Here is a 14,301-nt window from a genome sequence, read left to right as displayed (position 1 = left end):
GGCTATCTTCTATGTGGCGACTGGGCGTATTCAGTTCCCGCAGTGATGAAGGATGAACTCAGATTGTTGTACTTTGGCTATTTGCAGCGCTTCGTTTGCTCCAAGCACCAACGAAGCGGCTGAATGATGGGCGTACCCACAACATCCGCCAATTTGCACATCCACCTTGAGTTGAATATCGTCAATGACAAGAGGAGCGTGATTGAAGTGATGCAAAATGTACTGCGCTCGAATCTGAGCTTCTTCTGCTTCGCAATCTTGGAGCAAAATCAGAAACTCATCACCATTCCAACGGCACAGCAGGTGCTGAGAATCAACCTGTTGCGTCAACCATTGGGCTATTGCTTGCAATATTTTGTCGGCAAATGCTGGGCTATATCTTTGATTGAACTGATTAAACTGCTGCACATTAACGACCAGTATCCCGATAGGGAGCGAAGCAGCGGTATTGGGAGGAAAGTACGCTTTTGACAGCAGACTAAACCCATAACGACTTGGCACCATGGTGAGAGGATCTATCATCGCTTGGGCGACACTTTGTTTTCGCCATAATCGGCTTAAACGGCGTCCACTACGGCGAATAAATAGAGTCAATATAAAGCCACACGTGAGTAGCACGTATATGGGCGCACCAAAACGTTCACGCCAGCTAGGCTGTGGAACATCAGCAACTAATAACAGGTCGTTACTCAAAGCTTGTGCCAGTAGATAGCGAGGCGTGTTGTTATTGGTGTAGTAGGCAGAGGTGGCCCCCATCTGTAATTCGATAATGGCATTCCTTGAAAGATCAACGGCAGAGTATTCTTCTTTCCTTACCGAAGACGAAGGGGCTAGACGCTGTTCATCATCAACGTAAAGATATACCCGAGTGTCTAGATCGTTAGCTAAGTGATCGAGCAGTTCTTGGATACTTGGACGCTGCAGATCGATATAACGCCATGTTTCAGGTTCAGTATGTGATTCTAATAAGGCGTCTTGCACCAATTTAAGCGACAGCTTGGCGTGGCGTAATGCTTCTTCACGTTGCTCTTTAGCATGGGTGTAGGTAAAGAACAGCGTTAATCCTATGATGCACACTAAGATCAAGGCGACTTGTTGTAATGATATCCAGTTAGCAATTTGCGTACTGGTGGCGAGTTGTGGCTTGTGTGATGAATCAGCTTTCAAGAGATATCCGTCCCAATACGTTGATTTGAGCAGTGCTTTGCAGTTCAGTAAACGACAGCACTGGTACGTGATTAAATTCATCTTGTAATAAGTTGCGCAGAATACGGCGTAAGTCTTGAGCCACTAACAATACGGGTTTGGGCGCAGCCAATACCGGAAAGGCTTGGCGCAGCTGTTCAACCAATATTTGGCTTGCTGATTGTGGTAAAGCAAAGAATGATTCTGTTTGGGTTTGACGTAAGGAGTCGCGCAATAATTCTTCTGCTTCTGGCGTCAATAACCAAACATGCATACCCGTTTCGCTGGTGTATTGGTGGCAAATTTGCGCTTTGAGGCTGATACGAACGTAGTCGGTTAATGCGCCGATGTCTCGTTCGTATTGGCCATGTTCAATTAACGCTTCGGCGATGGGGCGAATCGCACGCAGCGGAACACATTCTGCAGCCAAGCGTTGTAACACCGCTGCAAAGCGTGATGTGGGTAAAACGCGTTGCAGCTCTTGCGCCAGTTCCGATTGTTCATTCTCAACCCAGCTCAAAATAGCTTTGGCTTCTTGTAGGCCAATAAATTGCGGTCCAGTAGCAAAAAAGAGGCGCTCAAGGCGCTCAATCACCAACATTAATGGTGTCACTTTGGCGAGATCTTCTCGTTGCATGATTAGGTGATTATCGTCGAACCACACCCATTCCTCTTCTTGGCGATCGTTGCGTCCGGCATCCCCTTGGGCAAACTCTTCTTCGCTCAATTGATTTATTGGAATGGCAATACGGTTTTCTAAATAGGTTGCTCGTAGGGTTGGAACTTCATAAACACAAAACTGAAATTCGTCAGGTTCCAAATCTGAGCTGTAATCAATGTCAAATGAAGGCAGGGTAATGCCGAATTTATCCACAATGCGGTTACGGCATCGGCGAGCTTGGCGAATCAACTCAACCGTTATTGGATCATTGGGTTGGCTACGACAAGGATGAAAGAGCAAAGTGTAAGGTCGCGCCGGATTAAAGCGGCGCACATCCTCTTCACCATTAAATTCTGCCGGCGTGCCTTCAGGAACGTGATGCATTGATTCATAACGGGCGATCTGTTTGGCTTTAAACAGCTGGAAAAAGCCACTCAACAGTGACAGGCCCGCTAACACCAAAAAGATCACCGTAGGCATCCCTGGCAAAAGGGCAAAACCGATCATACCGCATGCAGCTATGATCCACGCTTTAGGTTGGCTGGTGATCTGCTCGGCCATTTCACGGCCAATATTGGCGTCGACCGCTTGGCTATCAGGGGCAACACGGGTGATGATCATACCAGCGGTCAAGGAGATGAGTAGGGCCGGGATTTGTGCAATCAAACCATCACCGATGGTCAGTACAGAGTACAGGTGCATCGAGTCACTGGCGCTCATATCGTGCTGTAATGTGCCGACGGCAAACCCACCGATAAGGTTAATAGACACAACCACTAAACTAGCGATGGCGTCTCCTTTCACGAATTTCATCGCACCGTCCATAGCACCAAACAATTGGCTCTCTTTGGCAAGCAATTCGCGGCGATGTCTGGCTTCATGAGCTTCAAGCAAGCCAGCGCGTAAGTCACTGTCGATGGACATCTGTTTGCCCGGCATAGCATCAAGAGTAAAGCGAGCGGCTACTTCTGCTACGCGCTCAGAACCTTTGGTGATCACCAAAAAGTTTACTACGGTCAAAATCAAAAAGATCACCAAGCCGACCGCTAAGTTACCGCCCACCACGAAGTTACCGAAGGCTTCAACAATATCCCCAGCATCTTGTTCAAGTAAAATAAGCCGAGTGGTGGAGATAGATAACGCCAAGCGAAACATGGTGGTCAGCAGCAGTACGGCTGGAAACGAGGAGAAAGCCAAAGGACCCGGCAGATACATCGCCAGTGCAATCAACAGGGACGAAAGGCTGATGTTCAGAGCGATCAAAACATCTACCAACCCCGTTGGTAGGGGGATGATCATCATAAACACAATGGCAATAACGAAGGTGGCTCCAACAATTTCGGAGCGTTTCATCGCACTGATAGCGAAGCGATTGAGTAGAATAAAAAGTTGGTTCATTGTGGGTTAGAACTCCCTGCTGACTGGGCGTTTTGTTGTCGTTCGTAATGTGCGTATTCGGTCATCAAACGCAAAATGAGATTAAGGGTGCTCTGACGGGATTTGCTGTCTTTCCATAGTGGTAGTGGCATTTTTTGAATCAGGGGATAAAGGGTGTTAAGCAGCACTACATGTGCTAAAGGATTCTCTCCGACCGTTTCATTACTTAACGTTTTTACCTCTCTTGGGTAGAGGCTGGTTTGGGTAAAATCGATCAGTCGGCGAGTAAGGCGAGCGGCGCTCATCTCTTTGAGCATGCCTTTAGCCGATAATTTAAGTAGCATGGCTTGTACGCCATTGAGAATATTAGTGAGTTGCTGACTTGCGGTGAGATCGCGCAGTAATACTCGCAAATGCCCGCGAGGTAGTGATGGAAATTGCGCAGCCAAATCGTCGGTCATTGCCCGCATTAAAGTATGAATGCCTTGAGCAAAATGGTGTTCATCAAAACGGGTTAACAAGGCATCAAAAAGCGTTGCGAGTGACGCTTGGCCAACAACATGTTGATAGTAAAGCTGGCGCAGCGATTGGCGATTGTCGGGGTCTTGGCTAAACATAGCCAATGCACCAGCGGTGTTAAGGCCAGCCATCACCTGAGCACCATGTTGTTCATGCAGTTCTTGGCTCAATTGTTCTAAGCGCGCAATTTGCTCGGCTGGACGAGAGCCTTTGGCTTGCAATAAGGCTTTTTGTAGCAGCACCTCCGCTTTAGCTGGATCGCCGCCAACACTTTTGAGCAAATCATCAAGCTGCATCTGTTGCTGGCTTAGGGCAAGAAGTCTACGTACTTCCTGATTTAATGTGTTGGTGTCTTGGCTGGTCAGCATTTGGTAGAGCTCTGCCAGTTTTTCTACGCGCTGTTCTGAGCGAGTTTTAATACTCCGTTCAGCTAGACTCTTGGTACTTTTTTCCACATTTTCGCTAAATCTCATCGAGATCTCTTCCATGGAGTCGGCCATGTCTTGTGCTGGATTGACCATGACAGGAGCAACCGTTTTGGTCGCTGCAGCGAGTGGCGTTATCGGCTCTAAGGGTTGTGGTGGCGTATTCGGTATGGCTTGAATATTCATTGGGCTTAGGCTCCGGATACTGAGTGCGTTGTGCGATACGTTTCATTGGGCTGGTGTCAGCAACCACGGCTTGCCAACGGTTTTTAGATGGGTGGCGTCGGAGGGTAAAAAAGTTCCAGAGAAGGGTGAGATTAGCCCTGCCACATGGTGGGCAGGGACAAGGTATCTAGTGAGGAATTAGTGAGGAGTGTGGGATTGAATTAATTGAGCAATATGAGAAACAACACGAGCTGCGGTGAGTGCGGCATCTTGCTCAAGTTCAGACTCTTGCTCTGCATCGGCAAGGAAACGATCTTCTAAACGTTCAATATAGGTTGAAAAATCAAAAGGTTCATTTTGCTCTGCAGGGGTGGAATGTCGCCCCAACGTGATAGTGAGTCGTTCCATGACAAGTTCTATGGCTTGTTCAAATGCTTGGCGTTGCTTTGGATTAAGATAGCCGTCACCTTTTTCAATCAGCTCTAGCCATGTTTGTGGGGTGGTTGAGTTTTGTTGCGTCATAGTTGGTCCTGTTACACGTAAAAACAAGCTCTGGACTCCAGAGCCTGTTCACTCAATGAGTTCAGCCGATCGAAAGTGAGACGGAAGGAGCACCACTTTGGCCACCCATTCCACCCATCGCGTCACCTAGCCCTAATCCTGATTGCCCAAATGATCCGCTGTTGTTGTCCATCATTTTTGCCACCAGTTTGAGTACATCTTTGAACATATCACCGATTTGACCACCGCCATCTTGAGTTGGTGAGATGGTATTGTTGAGGGCACTTTCACTCGAACCTTGCATCAAACTATTACCCAAATCGACGAGGCTTTTTCCCAAATCTCGCATCGAAAAACCGCCATCGGTGGAACCTGAACCACCTAAGCTGTTTGCGCCGCCAAGACCACTAGCACCGCCAGAACCCCCTGTGCCACCAGTGCCACCTATTGCGCCGGCGCCACTGTCTGAGCTACTTGAGTCTGAACCGTTCATCATGAGTTTCATCATCATCATGAGCAGTTTCATCATCTCTTCCATGCTCATTTGACCTTGAGCACCAGAGCTATTACCGTCGCCGCCTTGGCCGGTAGATGCTCCACTATTACCTTGGGTTCCTTGGGTCATTTGCTCAAGCAGTTGTTTAAGCATGTCACCTAAATCGGAACCTTGGCCACCTTGGCTTGCGCCTGTCCCCTGATCTTGGCCTGAGGCGCCACTTTCGCCACCTTGCACCATTTTCAGTAGGGCTTTCACCATCATGCCGATCAACTGCTCAAGTGGATTGCTTTGACCACTTTGTGAGCCAAGTAATCCTGAATCTTGTCCACTCAGTCCAAGGGAGTTGGAGCCAGAGAGTGAATTTGATGAACCCATATCGCCTAGACCGCCTAGGCCACTCATTCCGCCGGCCGAACCGGTTTGAATTGTTAACGACATCATCCGTTATGTTCCTATCTCTAAGATTTGACTGTGCCATCAAGTCCTTCGGGCTTGTGGCATTGGGTGGTTGGCGATGCCCTACACAAGAGTGCGAGGGTGTCGTTCTCCATTGCTTATGTGGTCGAATCTCATGGCTAGTTCCATATACCCAAATGACCTCAAGATGCGGTTACTTGGGTATATCTATGAATTACTGAATAAGGTTGTGGGCGAGGGCATAACGAACAATTTCACTGTTGCTGTTGAGATCCATTTTTTGCATTAAACGAAACTTATGGGTGCTTACGGTTTTGTTGCTGATATGCAGTTGCTCAGCAATATCGTTAACGGATAACCCTTTGGCGAGTAAGCAAAAAACGTGAAACTCTCGTTTGGATAATGATTGGTGTTTTTCCTCATTGGCGAGAATTTCTGCCGGCTCAAATGCCAATTTTTCAGCAATATCACACTCTAAGTACCGCCCACCGTTGGCAATGCGGCGAATCGCTTCAACTAAAGTGTCCGCATCGCAATCTTTGGTCAGATAGCCTTTGGCCCCTGCCAATAGTGCCCGACGAATAATTTGTGTTTCGTTGTGCATGCTCAGAACCAAAACCGGGATGTGAGGGTAATCCTCTCTAAGTCGCTCAATTAACGCCGTTCCACTGAGTCCGGGCATCAAAATATCCAAGGTAATCAAATCGGGATATTGTGGTTTCTCTTGCAATTGCTCGAGTAAGTCATTGCCATTACTGGCTTCACTCACAATGTGAAAATCTGAGTAAAGTGATAACAACTGCTTGAGACCTTCTCGAACAATTAAGTGGTCATCTACAATCAACAAGTTGACACTCATTACGCGACCTCCTGTGGTATTAATGGAATGCAGATTTCAATTTGGGTTCCTTCCCCTAAGACGCTCTCTAAAGCAAATTTTGCCTGCATGGCAAGCACTCGTTCACGCATACCAATCAAACCAAAAGAGGCATGATGGTTGGTTTGGTTTGGGTCGAAACCACAGCCGTTATCTCGCACCGTCAGAATCAATTGATCATCACAGACATTGAGAGCAATGGTCACGAGCGTTGCGTTGGCGTGCTTGTAGGCATTATTGAGAGATTCTTGCACCAAACGAAATAATGCGATCGCAATATCCTCATCTAAGGTGATCTCGGATTGAGAGACGCGCAGTTGATAGTGGCACTTGGGGTTGCGATGGCGGTAATCCTCGATAAGCCACTCGAGGGCTGCCACCATACCCATATCTAAAGCGCTTGGACGCAGACGAGAAACAAGATTACGTGCAAAGGCGATCGTCTCATTTAGATGGGTGTGGAGTTGGGTCAAGGTCGGCAATATAGGAGGATTGTCTTTAAGCTGAAGCGCGAGACTTTGCATACCAAATTTCAGGGCTGTTAAGCGCTGTCCCAGCTCATCATGTACCTCACGAGCGATGTATTTGCGTTCATTTTCGCGTACTTTTTCGTTATAGGCGGATAAGCGCCGCAGTTGCTGTTGCGCCATTTCTTGTTCTTGGCGGTATTGCTTAAGCAGAGTGATATCGCGACCTATCGCCAGGATATGGGTAATATTGCCCAATGAGTCTTTTTCTGGGACCAAGCTTATCAAGGCACAACGCTTTTCAATGCTGACTAAGGTATGAAACTCGAACTCTAAAGGCTTGCCTGTGCGGATAACCGTATGGATATGCTCCTGATATTGTTCACCCTCTTTTCCACCAGGAAAGAACTTGGGCGGCTTGATTAACTCGCTAGCAGAGTAGTGTCCATATAGACGACGAAAAGTCGGGTTTACATAGATGCGCCGGCCGGTTAGATCATGCCTAACGATGGTGTCGGTCGAGTTTTCGACCAACATTTGAAATTCTTGCGCTCGTTGGCGGCGCTCCTCTTCTCGCAAAATTTTATCGGTCACTTCTCGTTTCACAAAGACCATGCGTTTTACCTTGCCATCGATATCAAGCAGAGGGGTCATTGTGACATCGTAATAGCGACTATCTCGATAGCAAAAGATGTTCTCCAGATGGGTCGTCGTTTGGTCATGGATACTTTGATATTTGAGGGTCTCTAATTGGGTGAGATTTTGAATCGGCATGACGGATTCTAAATAAGAACCGATACAGGAGTCTGCGTGTTGTCCCAAGGTGTGCTTGGCTGACTGGTTCAGATCGGCGATACGCAGTTGGTGGTCGTCTGTCACATCAAGCAACATGATGTTGTCGTCCATGTGAGCGAACACTTTTTTATATTCCCTTTCTATCAAACGAGTTTGTGAGCTCAGTTCGCGGTCACGATGGGCCTGCTCTGCTTGTTTTTCGTCAGTAATATCCCGTAAATAGGCGATGATTTTATGGGTGTCTTGGTAAACAAAATCGTTGGCAATGATGTGTATCAGACGGGGTGGGGCATTATCAGGATAAAAATATATCTCATAACTAAGGCTTTTGTGTCGGTGTAACTCTTCTTTCATCTTGGTTAATCGCGAGCGATTACAAGCAGGATTAAGGTGCCATGGCTGTCGCTGGTAAAGCTGAGGTTTACTGAGCTGAAACAGGCGACAGGTAGCTTGGTTGACGAAAGTAAAATGAAAGTCGTCGTGAGGGTCGATTACCACAATTGCAGGGTCGTAGGTTTCTTCAATCAAGGTTTTTAGCAGTGCATTTTCGTGGCGCAAAACGTCGACTTCAGATTGGTGGTAAAAATCGGGAGTTAATTTGTCCATAATACCCAAATAAACAATATAAGTTATTGAATTTCTTTTTAAAAAGTTAATATTTGCTTGTCTGTGACTTAAGCATTATACCGTCAGCATGCAGGAAAATGAGGTGAGAAAATAGCCCGAAATTTCCGGGCTTGAAAAATCAATAGGTTAGAAGTTGATTCCTTTACCCGATTGCGTATTTGCATTATTTGCCTTGTTCGCTGAGTCCACATAGCCATTGGCGATGGTGTTAGCAGTATCGACGAACGCTTTTTCTGACTGCGCTAGGCTCTGTTGTATCACAGATTGCGCGATGGCTCTGTCCGTCACTTGTAAGGCTTGCATATTTTGTTGCTGCATTTCGCTTGCCCGCTGTCCCAACTGCTCAAGCAACTCATCACTGGAAGTGCCCGCATTGTTCCCTGAATGGGAGGAATGTGTGTCGTTGTTATAAAGGCTATTCATCGTCTGTTCGTTATTTGACACCGTAAAAGGCATGTCCATCTCCTTGTTCATCAATTTATCGAGTGTTAAAGCAACTTATTGAGTGTTAAAACAACTTATTGAGTGTTAAAGCAAGGCCTGAGTGGACGATAGTTCACTTTAGTTCCATCGTGGCTTTGGTGCGAAAGTGACGGACGATATTTGGCGCCGGATACGCACCATCAACAGGAAAATAATATGTGTTGTTGAGATTTTTTTGCACGGATTCGGAACTGGGTTGAGTTGAGTGCCACTTAATCTGCGAGACATGCATCGGGTATGTCTTATAAACAAACTCTTAAGCTCTATTGCATTGAAAAACAGATTGTTACCAATTTTTAGAGTGTCATTAGCGAATATATAAGGAATATACCATGAGTTTATTAAGTGGAATGGGTGGTGCAGGTCTAGCGGCTTCTCAATCAGCATTGGCAATGTTGGATCAAACTTCAGCACAAACAACTATGATGAACGCAGCTGCACAATCACAAAAAATGCAAGCTGACACAGTAAACAGTATCATGAACGGTTACGTTGACTCGGCAAACAAAGCCAACAACGCAGCAACCCAAAGCGGTAAAGCAATCAACTACTAATCCATCGGATTGGCTCTATGGCGACTACGTGTCGCCATTTATTTTGAGTTCATTATGAATAAACGTAACTCCTCAAGGAGGAATTTATGATCAACGCAACGCTAACGATTTCGATCAGTAGTTCACAAGGCTTTGGCCAAATGGGCGCACTAAATTCTGGTGGTGGCCGTTCTCCGGCGATGAACTTCGGTTCTAGCGGCAGCAGCATTGCTGACACCATGGCTGACTTGCTTATCGATATGCTGTTTAAAAAAAATGATAACGGCGCGACTTTTGATGATTCGGGTGACAATCCAATCATGGATATGGTTGCCAGCTTTATGGATAAACAAAGCGAAAAATACGCAGGCCCTAATGGAGATTTCGGTGGCAAAGACCACTGGAAGAAAGAGCTTAAAGAAGACAATGGTCTTAATGCTGACGAGTTTAACCAGTTTAAACAAGGCATTAAAGATGCTCTGAATAGCATCATGGATGGTACTTACGCCAGTATCATGACCGGTGGTTCTGCAAATTCTAATGGTTTTGGTGGCTCGCTCGGTGGGTTTAAACAAAACGATTTCGGTTCATCAGGCTTTGGTGCGGCTGGTTTTGGCTCATCTTCCAATATTGGTGGTGGTCAGCAATGTTGCAACGGTCAAGGGGCGGCGACAGAGTCGGGCTTCTCTATGGGAGGCGATTTCGCTGCACATGTTGGCCATACTGCGATTGATGGATTGAACATTATTGAGCGTCATGGACGTTTTAAATTTGGTCGTGAAGATAAAGATCTGGCCAAAGAAATTGGTAAGTTCATGGATCAACACCCTGAAACCTATGGCGAACCGCCACGAGGTGGCTGGGCAAATCGCATTGAAAAACGTAAAGATTTCAATAGCGAAGAAATTGGTCACTTTAAAGATGCAATGCAAGACATAAAAGATTTGATGGATGGCAAAAGCATGGGGAATTCTCAGTTGGATTCCGATGGCATGATGTTATGTAACGCCATTATGAGTGACGCACTGTACAAAGTGTCTCAGTAAAACGATACAGGATGAGCAGGTTAGGCCTCATCCAACCTGCTTTATCCATGAGCCTAGGAGAGGAACTCATGTCATTTGATGCTATCCAATCGGTACGTACATCTACAGAAATCACCCCAGACAATTCACCTAAATTATCCCTTGATGGTCATGGCCCCAGTTCTGATGATGTGAATTGGTTTAGTGCTCAACTTAAGGTTACCCCTAGCCAACCTAATGCCAATGTGGCGGAACGCATTGTGGGCCAGCTATCGGGTTCTTCTCAGCATTTACAACAGTTGTCTGATAACGCCGACCGAGCACTGCGTAAGGCTGCGGATTCGAGTAACCCTCAAGATGTGATTCAGGCGAACCGAGCCTTGTCATCGTTCTATCTAGAGAGTCTACTGACCACCAAGTTGATCAGTAAAGGGACTCAAGCTATCGAAAAACTTACCAATTTGCAGTAATAAGGAATCGTTCATGTATCGCTGGTGGATTGTCTTGTTCGTCTTCGTTTTGGCTGGCTGTCAGCAGAGTGTCGAATTACACCGTAATCTTAGTGAAAAAGATGCCAATGAGGTGATCGCAGAATTGGCGTATCGCCATATCCAAGCAGAAAAAACGCTTTCTAAAGAGGGGATTACGGTTTCAGTTGATGCAGAGGATATGGCGCGAGCGGTGCGGATTCTGGATGCGGCGGGTCTTCCGAAAAAAGCACGCTCTACCCTTGGTGATGTGTTTAAGAAAGAGGGGGTCATCTCTTCTCCTTTAGAAGAGCGAGCTCGTTATATTTACGCTTTATCTCAAGAACTTGAATCGACCATTTCGCAAATTGATGGTGTGGTCGTGGCGCGGGTACATGTGGTGCTGCCGGAGCGAGTGGCTCCTGGCGAGCCAGTTCAACCTGCCTCGGCTTCCGTGTTTATCAAGCATCGCCAAGGGCTGGACCCGGATGTGATTCGACCAAGAATTTTGCGTTTGGTGCGCACCAGTATTCCCGGGCTTTCGGATAATCCTGATGAGCTGAGTGTGATTTTTGTGCCTGCGGCGGAATATCACGAACAGCAACGCTTAGTGAATTGGGGCCCATTTTTGCTTGATGAGCGCCAAGTCTCCTATTGGCAAACCTTGTTTATTGGGGCAATTGTGAGTTTTATAGTACTGATTTGTGCGCTGGTCTTATGGCTCAAACCCGAATGGCGCGCGGCACTTTTCCACCGCCAGCCCAAAACTAACCCAACCCAAACACCACAATCATGACCAACCTTATGGGGACAGACACTCCAACCCACGATATGGCAGATTCCCTTGAAGGGACACTTGAAGGGACACTTGAAGGGACACTTGAAGGGACAGGCACCTCAATGGCTTCAGAAGCTGTTCTTGAAAGGACAGGCACTCTAACTCAAGCGTTCACGAATGAGGAAAGTTTTTCGCCTGAGGCTATTTCTTACAAGGACAGGCACGCTAACGACTTACCATTTTGGTCTGAGTTTTGGTATCGCCCATGGCAACATCTGAACGAGAGTTGGCTAAAAATCCTGCCAATAGAGTCACTTGAGTTGGTTGGGACTGTTGCACCAAGGTTTTTACGCGCTTGGCTTGAGTTAGATGATTGCGCTATGCCCAAGCCTGATGAACAGACGTTACGCTGGATGAAGCTTTCTCCAGAGTGTCAAAATCTAGCCGCATTACTTCTTGCTGAAATCGTTCGTAAAGGCGCATGTGATGCCCAGTTAGTGGCGCGTGATAAAGAATGGTGTCGCCATTTGGCTAAAGCGCTACGTCCGGGAAGTTGGCTAAGTGAGAGCTTCTTGGTTGCTGATTCTCAAGTGTTGCTTTGTGGAGTATTAAAGCAATTTATGCCCCCCGAGGTTTGGCAACGCTTTAGGTTATTGTTCCCACACTCAGTGGTTCAAGAGGTTGATTTATTGGCGAATGAGCCTTTACCGCGCAATCGAATCAATCAGTTATGGCAAAGCGTACTTTGGCGGGCCGAGCAATCCCAGTAGCGACTATTTTTGAAAGGATCTAACCATGTTCGTCAAACGACATATCTCACTTCCTCTTTGTGAGGACAGACACTTCAACGGATGGTTTAAGGCTGATGATTTTAACTTGCTCTTTTCGGCGCAAAAGGTGCTAGATGAAGCGAATGATTTGGCAACACAACGCCTTGAAGAAACTCAAAATCAATGTGAACAATTGATAGCCGATGCCAAAGAACAAGCCAAAGTTGAGGCACAAGAACTGACTCAATCAATAGAGCAGCAGACTTGGCAGCAGAGTAGTGAATGGTTAAATCAGCTCAAAGAGAGCGAAGCGCTGATGTGGGAAAGTATTGAGCAGCATTGTTCGAATGTACTGAATCAGATATTAAATTCTTGGTGTAAACAAGCATCGAACCAAGAAAAACTCAGCTTGATGATGGAAAAGATCATGGCAACCCAAAAGCACTATTCACAAGGGACTATGTATTGTAGCTCTGATATTGTTGCTCAAGCACAATCTCTGCTGGCTCAAAGAGAGGACTTGCCATGGCAAGTCAAAGAGGATAGCCGCTTGTCTAATTTGCAGGTGCGACTGGATACCGCAGGAGGCGTGTTTGACTGTCAGTGGGCATCTATCGAACAGTGTTTACTGTCTTTGGTTGAACCGGAGACTGAAGAGATTGATGAAACATCTACACTCTAACGCCTTGAATACGCTGCTTGTTTAAACTGGCTTTGGCACTTCGTAAGTTATCTGGAGTTCCTACCCATAAACAGCGATGTTTTTCTATCTGAGTACAGGTGGTGAAAAATTCGCTGTCTTCAAGCTCTAAGTGTTGCACCATAATGGGTTTGGAGTCGAAAGATGATGGCGGTTGAGCTGTTGTGTTAGCTATCCAATTTACCCATTCGAGATAATCGATAAGACGAAATGGCAAGCCTTGCACTTGTTCTTGGATACCGACGAAAGGCAAGAGTGCCGCGGGTGTTGGTTGGTTTTTCTTTAAGGCGTCAATCCGCAGTTTTAGCGAGGTGTGCTCTGCTTCTTCAGGAGTTTTGGCTATTTTTGCGCGCACTGGATTCAAATCGACGTAAGTCATTGCGGCTAACAGTGCTTTTTCATCAAGCAACGACTGAGATTTATAACGCCCTTCCCAAAAGTGCCCGGTGCATTCATCTTCCTTATTGGCCCAACAGGCGATGCTCATATTGAGTTCCTTCATCATCCAACTTAGTGAATAAAGCCGCTCTCGCCATTTTTCGATAATTTTATGATATTGCTCAATAACAAGGCTGTTGGGCTGTTTCAACTCATGAAAGCGAGTGATAAAAGGGTCGAGTTTGTGTTCCTGTGACCAACGTTCGATGATTTCTTGATCTGAAAGTGCTAGTGCCTTGTTTTTATTGATGTGAACGACCAGATGATAGTGATTACTCATTACGGCATAAGCACAAATATCAATGCAGTAGATAGAAGCCAGTTGGTGAATGCGTTTTTCAAGCCAACTGCGGCGATGCTCATAAGAGCGATTGGTGAGTGGATCTCTGCCGCATAAGAAAGAGCGACGCACACAACGCGAAACGCAGTGATAATAAGGTGTAATCGCGAGGTCGATTTGCTGGCGTCTAGCGATGGTCATAAATACATACTCGTTGAAATTGGCTTGATATTGAGTGTGCAAATAATGAACGCTTAAGGCGAGTGTGGTGCGACTTTGGTGCGAGTGAGTTCAAGGAATTGGCGTGCCTGT

Annotated in this window: 15 protein-coding genes; 6 read left to right on the top strand and 9 right to left on the bottom strand. The window is 46.4% G+C overall.

Translation table 11 applies throughout. The annotated features are described in order from the left end of the window. Positions 1–30: 30 nt before the first annotated feature. The 8 genes from JCM16456_RS11975 to JCM16456_RS11940 form a co-directional block, all read right to left on the bottom strand. Positions 31–1,167: a GGDEF domain-containing protein gene (locus JCM16456_RS11975; protein WP_068714634.1), complete on the bottom strand. Its 1,137-nt coding sequence runs from the start codon at positions 1,165–1,167 to the stop codon at positions 31–33. Continuing rightward, positions 1,157–3,244, bottom strand: coding sequence for a type III secretion system export apparatus subunit SctV (gene sctV, locus JCM16456_RS11970; RefSeq protein ID WP_068714632.1), 2,088 nt, complete (start codon positions 3,242–3,244; stop codon positions 1,157–1,159). The genes JCM16456_RS11975 and sctV overlap by 11 nt, the downstream gene beginning before the upstream one ends. Then, positions 3,241–4,353 carry a type III secretion system gatekeeper subunit SctW gene (gene sctW, locus JCM16456_RS11965; protein WP_068714629.1) on the bottom strand — a complete coding sequence of 371 codons (1,113 nt, stop codon included), beginning with the start codon at positions 4,351–4,353 and terminating at the stop codon, positions 3,241–3,243. Before sctW ends, sctV begins: the two co-directional genes overlap by 4 nt. Positions 4,354–4,530: 177 nt before the next feature. Continuing rightward, positions 4,531–4,854 carry a hypothetical protein gene (locus JCM16456_RS11960; protein WP_068714627.1) on the bottom strand — a complete coding sequence of 108 codons (324 nt, stop codon included), beginning with the start codon at positions 4,852–4,854 and terminating at the stop codon, positions 4,531–4,533. 61 nt (positions 4,855–4,915) lie between these two features. Next, positions 4,916–5,773, bottom strand: a complete 858-nt coding sequence (locus tag JCM16456_RS11955) for a hypothetical protein (RefSeq protein WP_068714625.1) — start codon at positions 5,771–5,773, stop codon at positions 4,916–4,918. A 190-nt stretch (positions 5,774–5,963) separates the two neighbouring features. Then, entirely contained in the window at positions 5,964–6,608 is a 645-nt protein-coding gene (locus JCM16456_RS11950; RefSeq protein WP_068714624.1) for a response regulator transcription factor, read from the bottom strand. Further along, the gene (locus JCM16456_RS11945) at positions 6,608–8,494 is read right to left on the bottom strand and encodes a PAS domain-containing sensor histidine kinase (protein WP_068714623.1); all 1,887 of its coding nucleotides are present in this window, start codon (positions 8,492–8,494) and stop codon (positions 6,608–6,610) included. The genes JCM16456_RS11950 and JCM16456_RS11945 overlap by 1 nt, the downstream gene beginning before the upstream one ends. Positions 8,495–8,641: 147 nt before the next feature. After that, complete coding sequence (locus JCM16456_RS11940) at positions 8,642–8,971, bottom strand: hypothetical protein (RefSeq protein WP_068714621.1); 330 nt, start codon at positions 8,969–8,971, stop codon at positions 8,642–8,644. A gap of 359 nt (positions 8,972–9,330) precedes the next feature. Here JCM16456_RS11940 and JCM16456_RS11935 point away from each other — a divergent pair, with 359 nt between their 5' ends. From JCM16456_RS11935 to JCM16456_RS11910, 6 genes are all read left to right on the top strand, one after another. Continuing rightward, positions 9,331–9,552 (top strand): hypothetical protein, encoded by a 222-nt coding sequence (locus JCM16456_RS11935; RefSeq protein WP_197655205.1) that lies wholly within the window; start codon positions 9,331–9,333, stop codon positions 9,550–9,552. 86 nt (positions 9,553–9,638) lie between these two features. After that, complete coding sequence (locus tag JCM16456_RS11930) at positions 9,639–10,577, top strand: hypothetical protein (RefSeq protein ID WP_068714619.1); 939 nt, start codon at positions 9,639–9,641, stop codon at positions 10,575–10,577. A 68-nt stretch (positions 10,578–10,645) separates the two neighbouring features. Beyond that, complete coding sequence (gene sctI, locus JCM16456_RS11925; RefSeq protein WP_068714617.1) at positions 10,646–11,026, top strand: type III secretion system inner rod subunit SctI; 381 nt, start codon at positions 10,646–10,648, stop codon at positions 11,024–11,026. Between the two features lie 13 nt (positions 11,027–11,039). Continuing rightward, positions 11,040–11,819, top strand: coding sequence for a type III secretion system inner membrane ring lipoprotein SctJ (gene sctJ / locus JCM16456_RS11920; protein ID WP_068714615.1), 780 nt, complete (start codon positions 11,040–11,042; stop codon positions 11,817–11,819). 8 nt (positions 11,820–11,827) lie between these two features. Next, on the top strand, positions 11,828–12,571 hold the full coding sequence (locus JCM16456_RS11915; protein ID WP_068714613.1) for a hypothetical protein: 744 nt from the start codon (positions 11,828–11,830) through the stop codon (positions 12,569–12,571). A 25-nt stretch (positions 12,572–12,596) separates the two neighbouring features. Then, positions 12,597–13,253, top strand: a complete 657-nt coding sequence (locus tag JCM16456_RS11910; protein WP_068714611.1) for an HrpE/YscL family type III secretion apparatus protein — start codon at positions 12,597–12,599, stop codon at positions 13,251–13,253. Here JCM16456_RS11910 and JCM16456_RS11905 read toward each other — a convergent pair. Beyond that, positions 13,243–14,190, bottom strand: a complete 948-nt coding sequence (locus JCM16456_RS11905) for a transposase (RefSeq protein ID WP_068714609.1) — start codon at positions 14,188–14,190, stop codon at positions 13,243–13,245. The two genes, JCM16456_RS11910 and JCM16456_RS11905, sit on opposite strands and share 11 nt — an antisense overlap. Between the last annotated feature and the right edge of the window lie 111 nt (positions 14,191–14,301).

It is taken from the genome of Vibrio tritonius, assembly GCF_001547935.1.
Classification (GTDB): Bacteria; Pseudomonadota; Gammaproteobacteria; order Enterobacterales; family Vibrionaceae; genus Vibrio; species Vibrio tritonius.
This window is presented reverse-complemented; position numbering and strand designations above follow the sequence as displayed.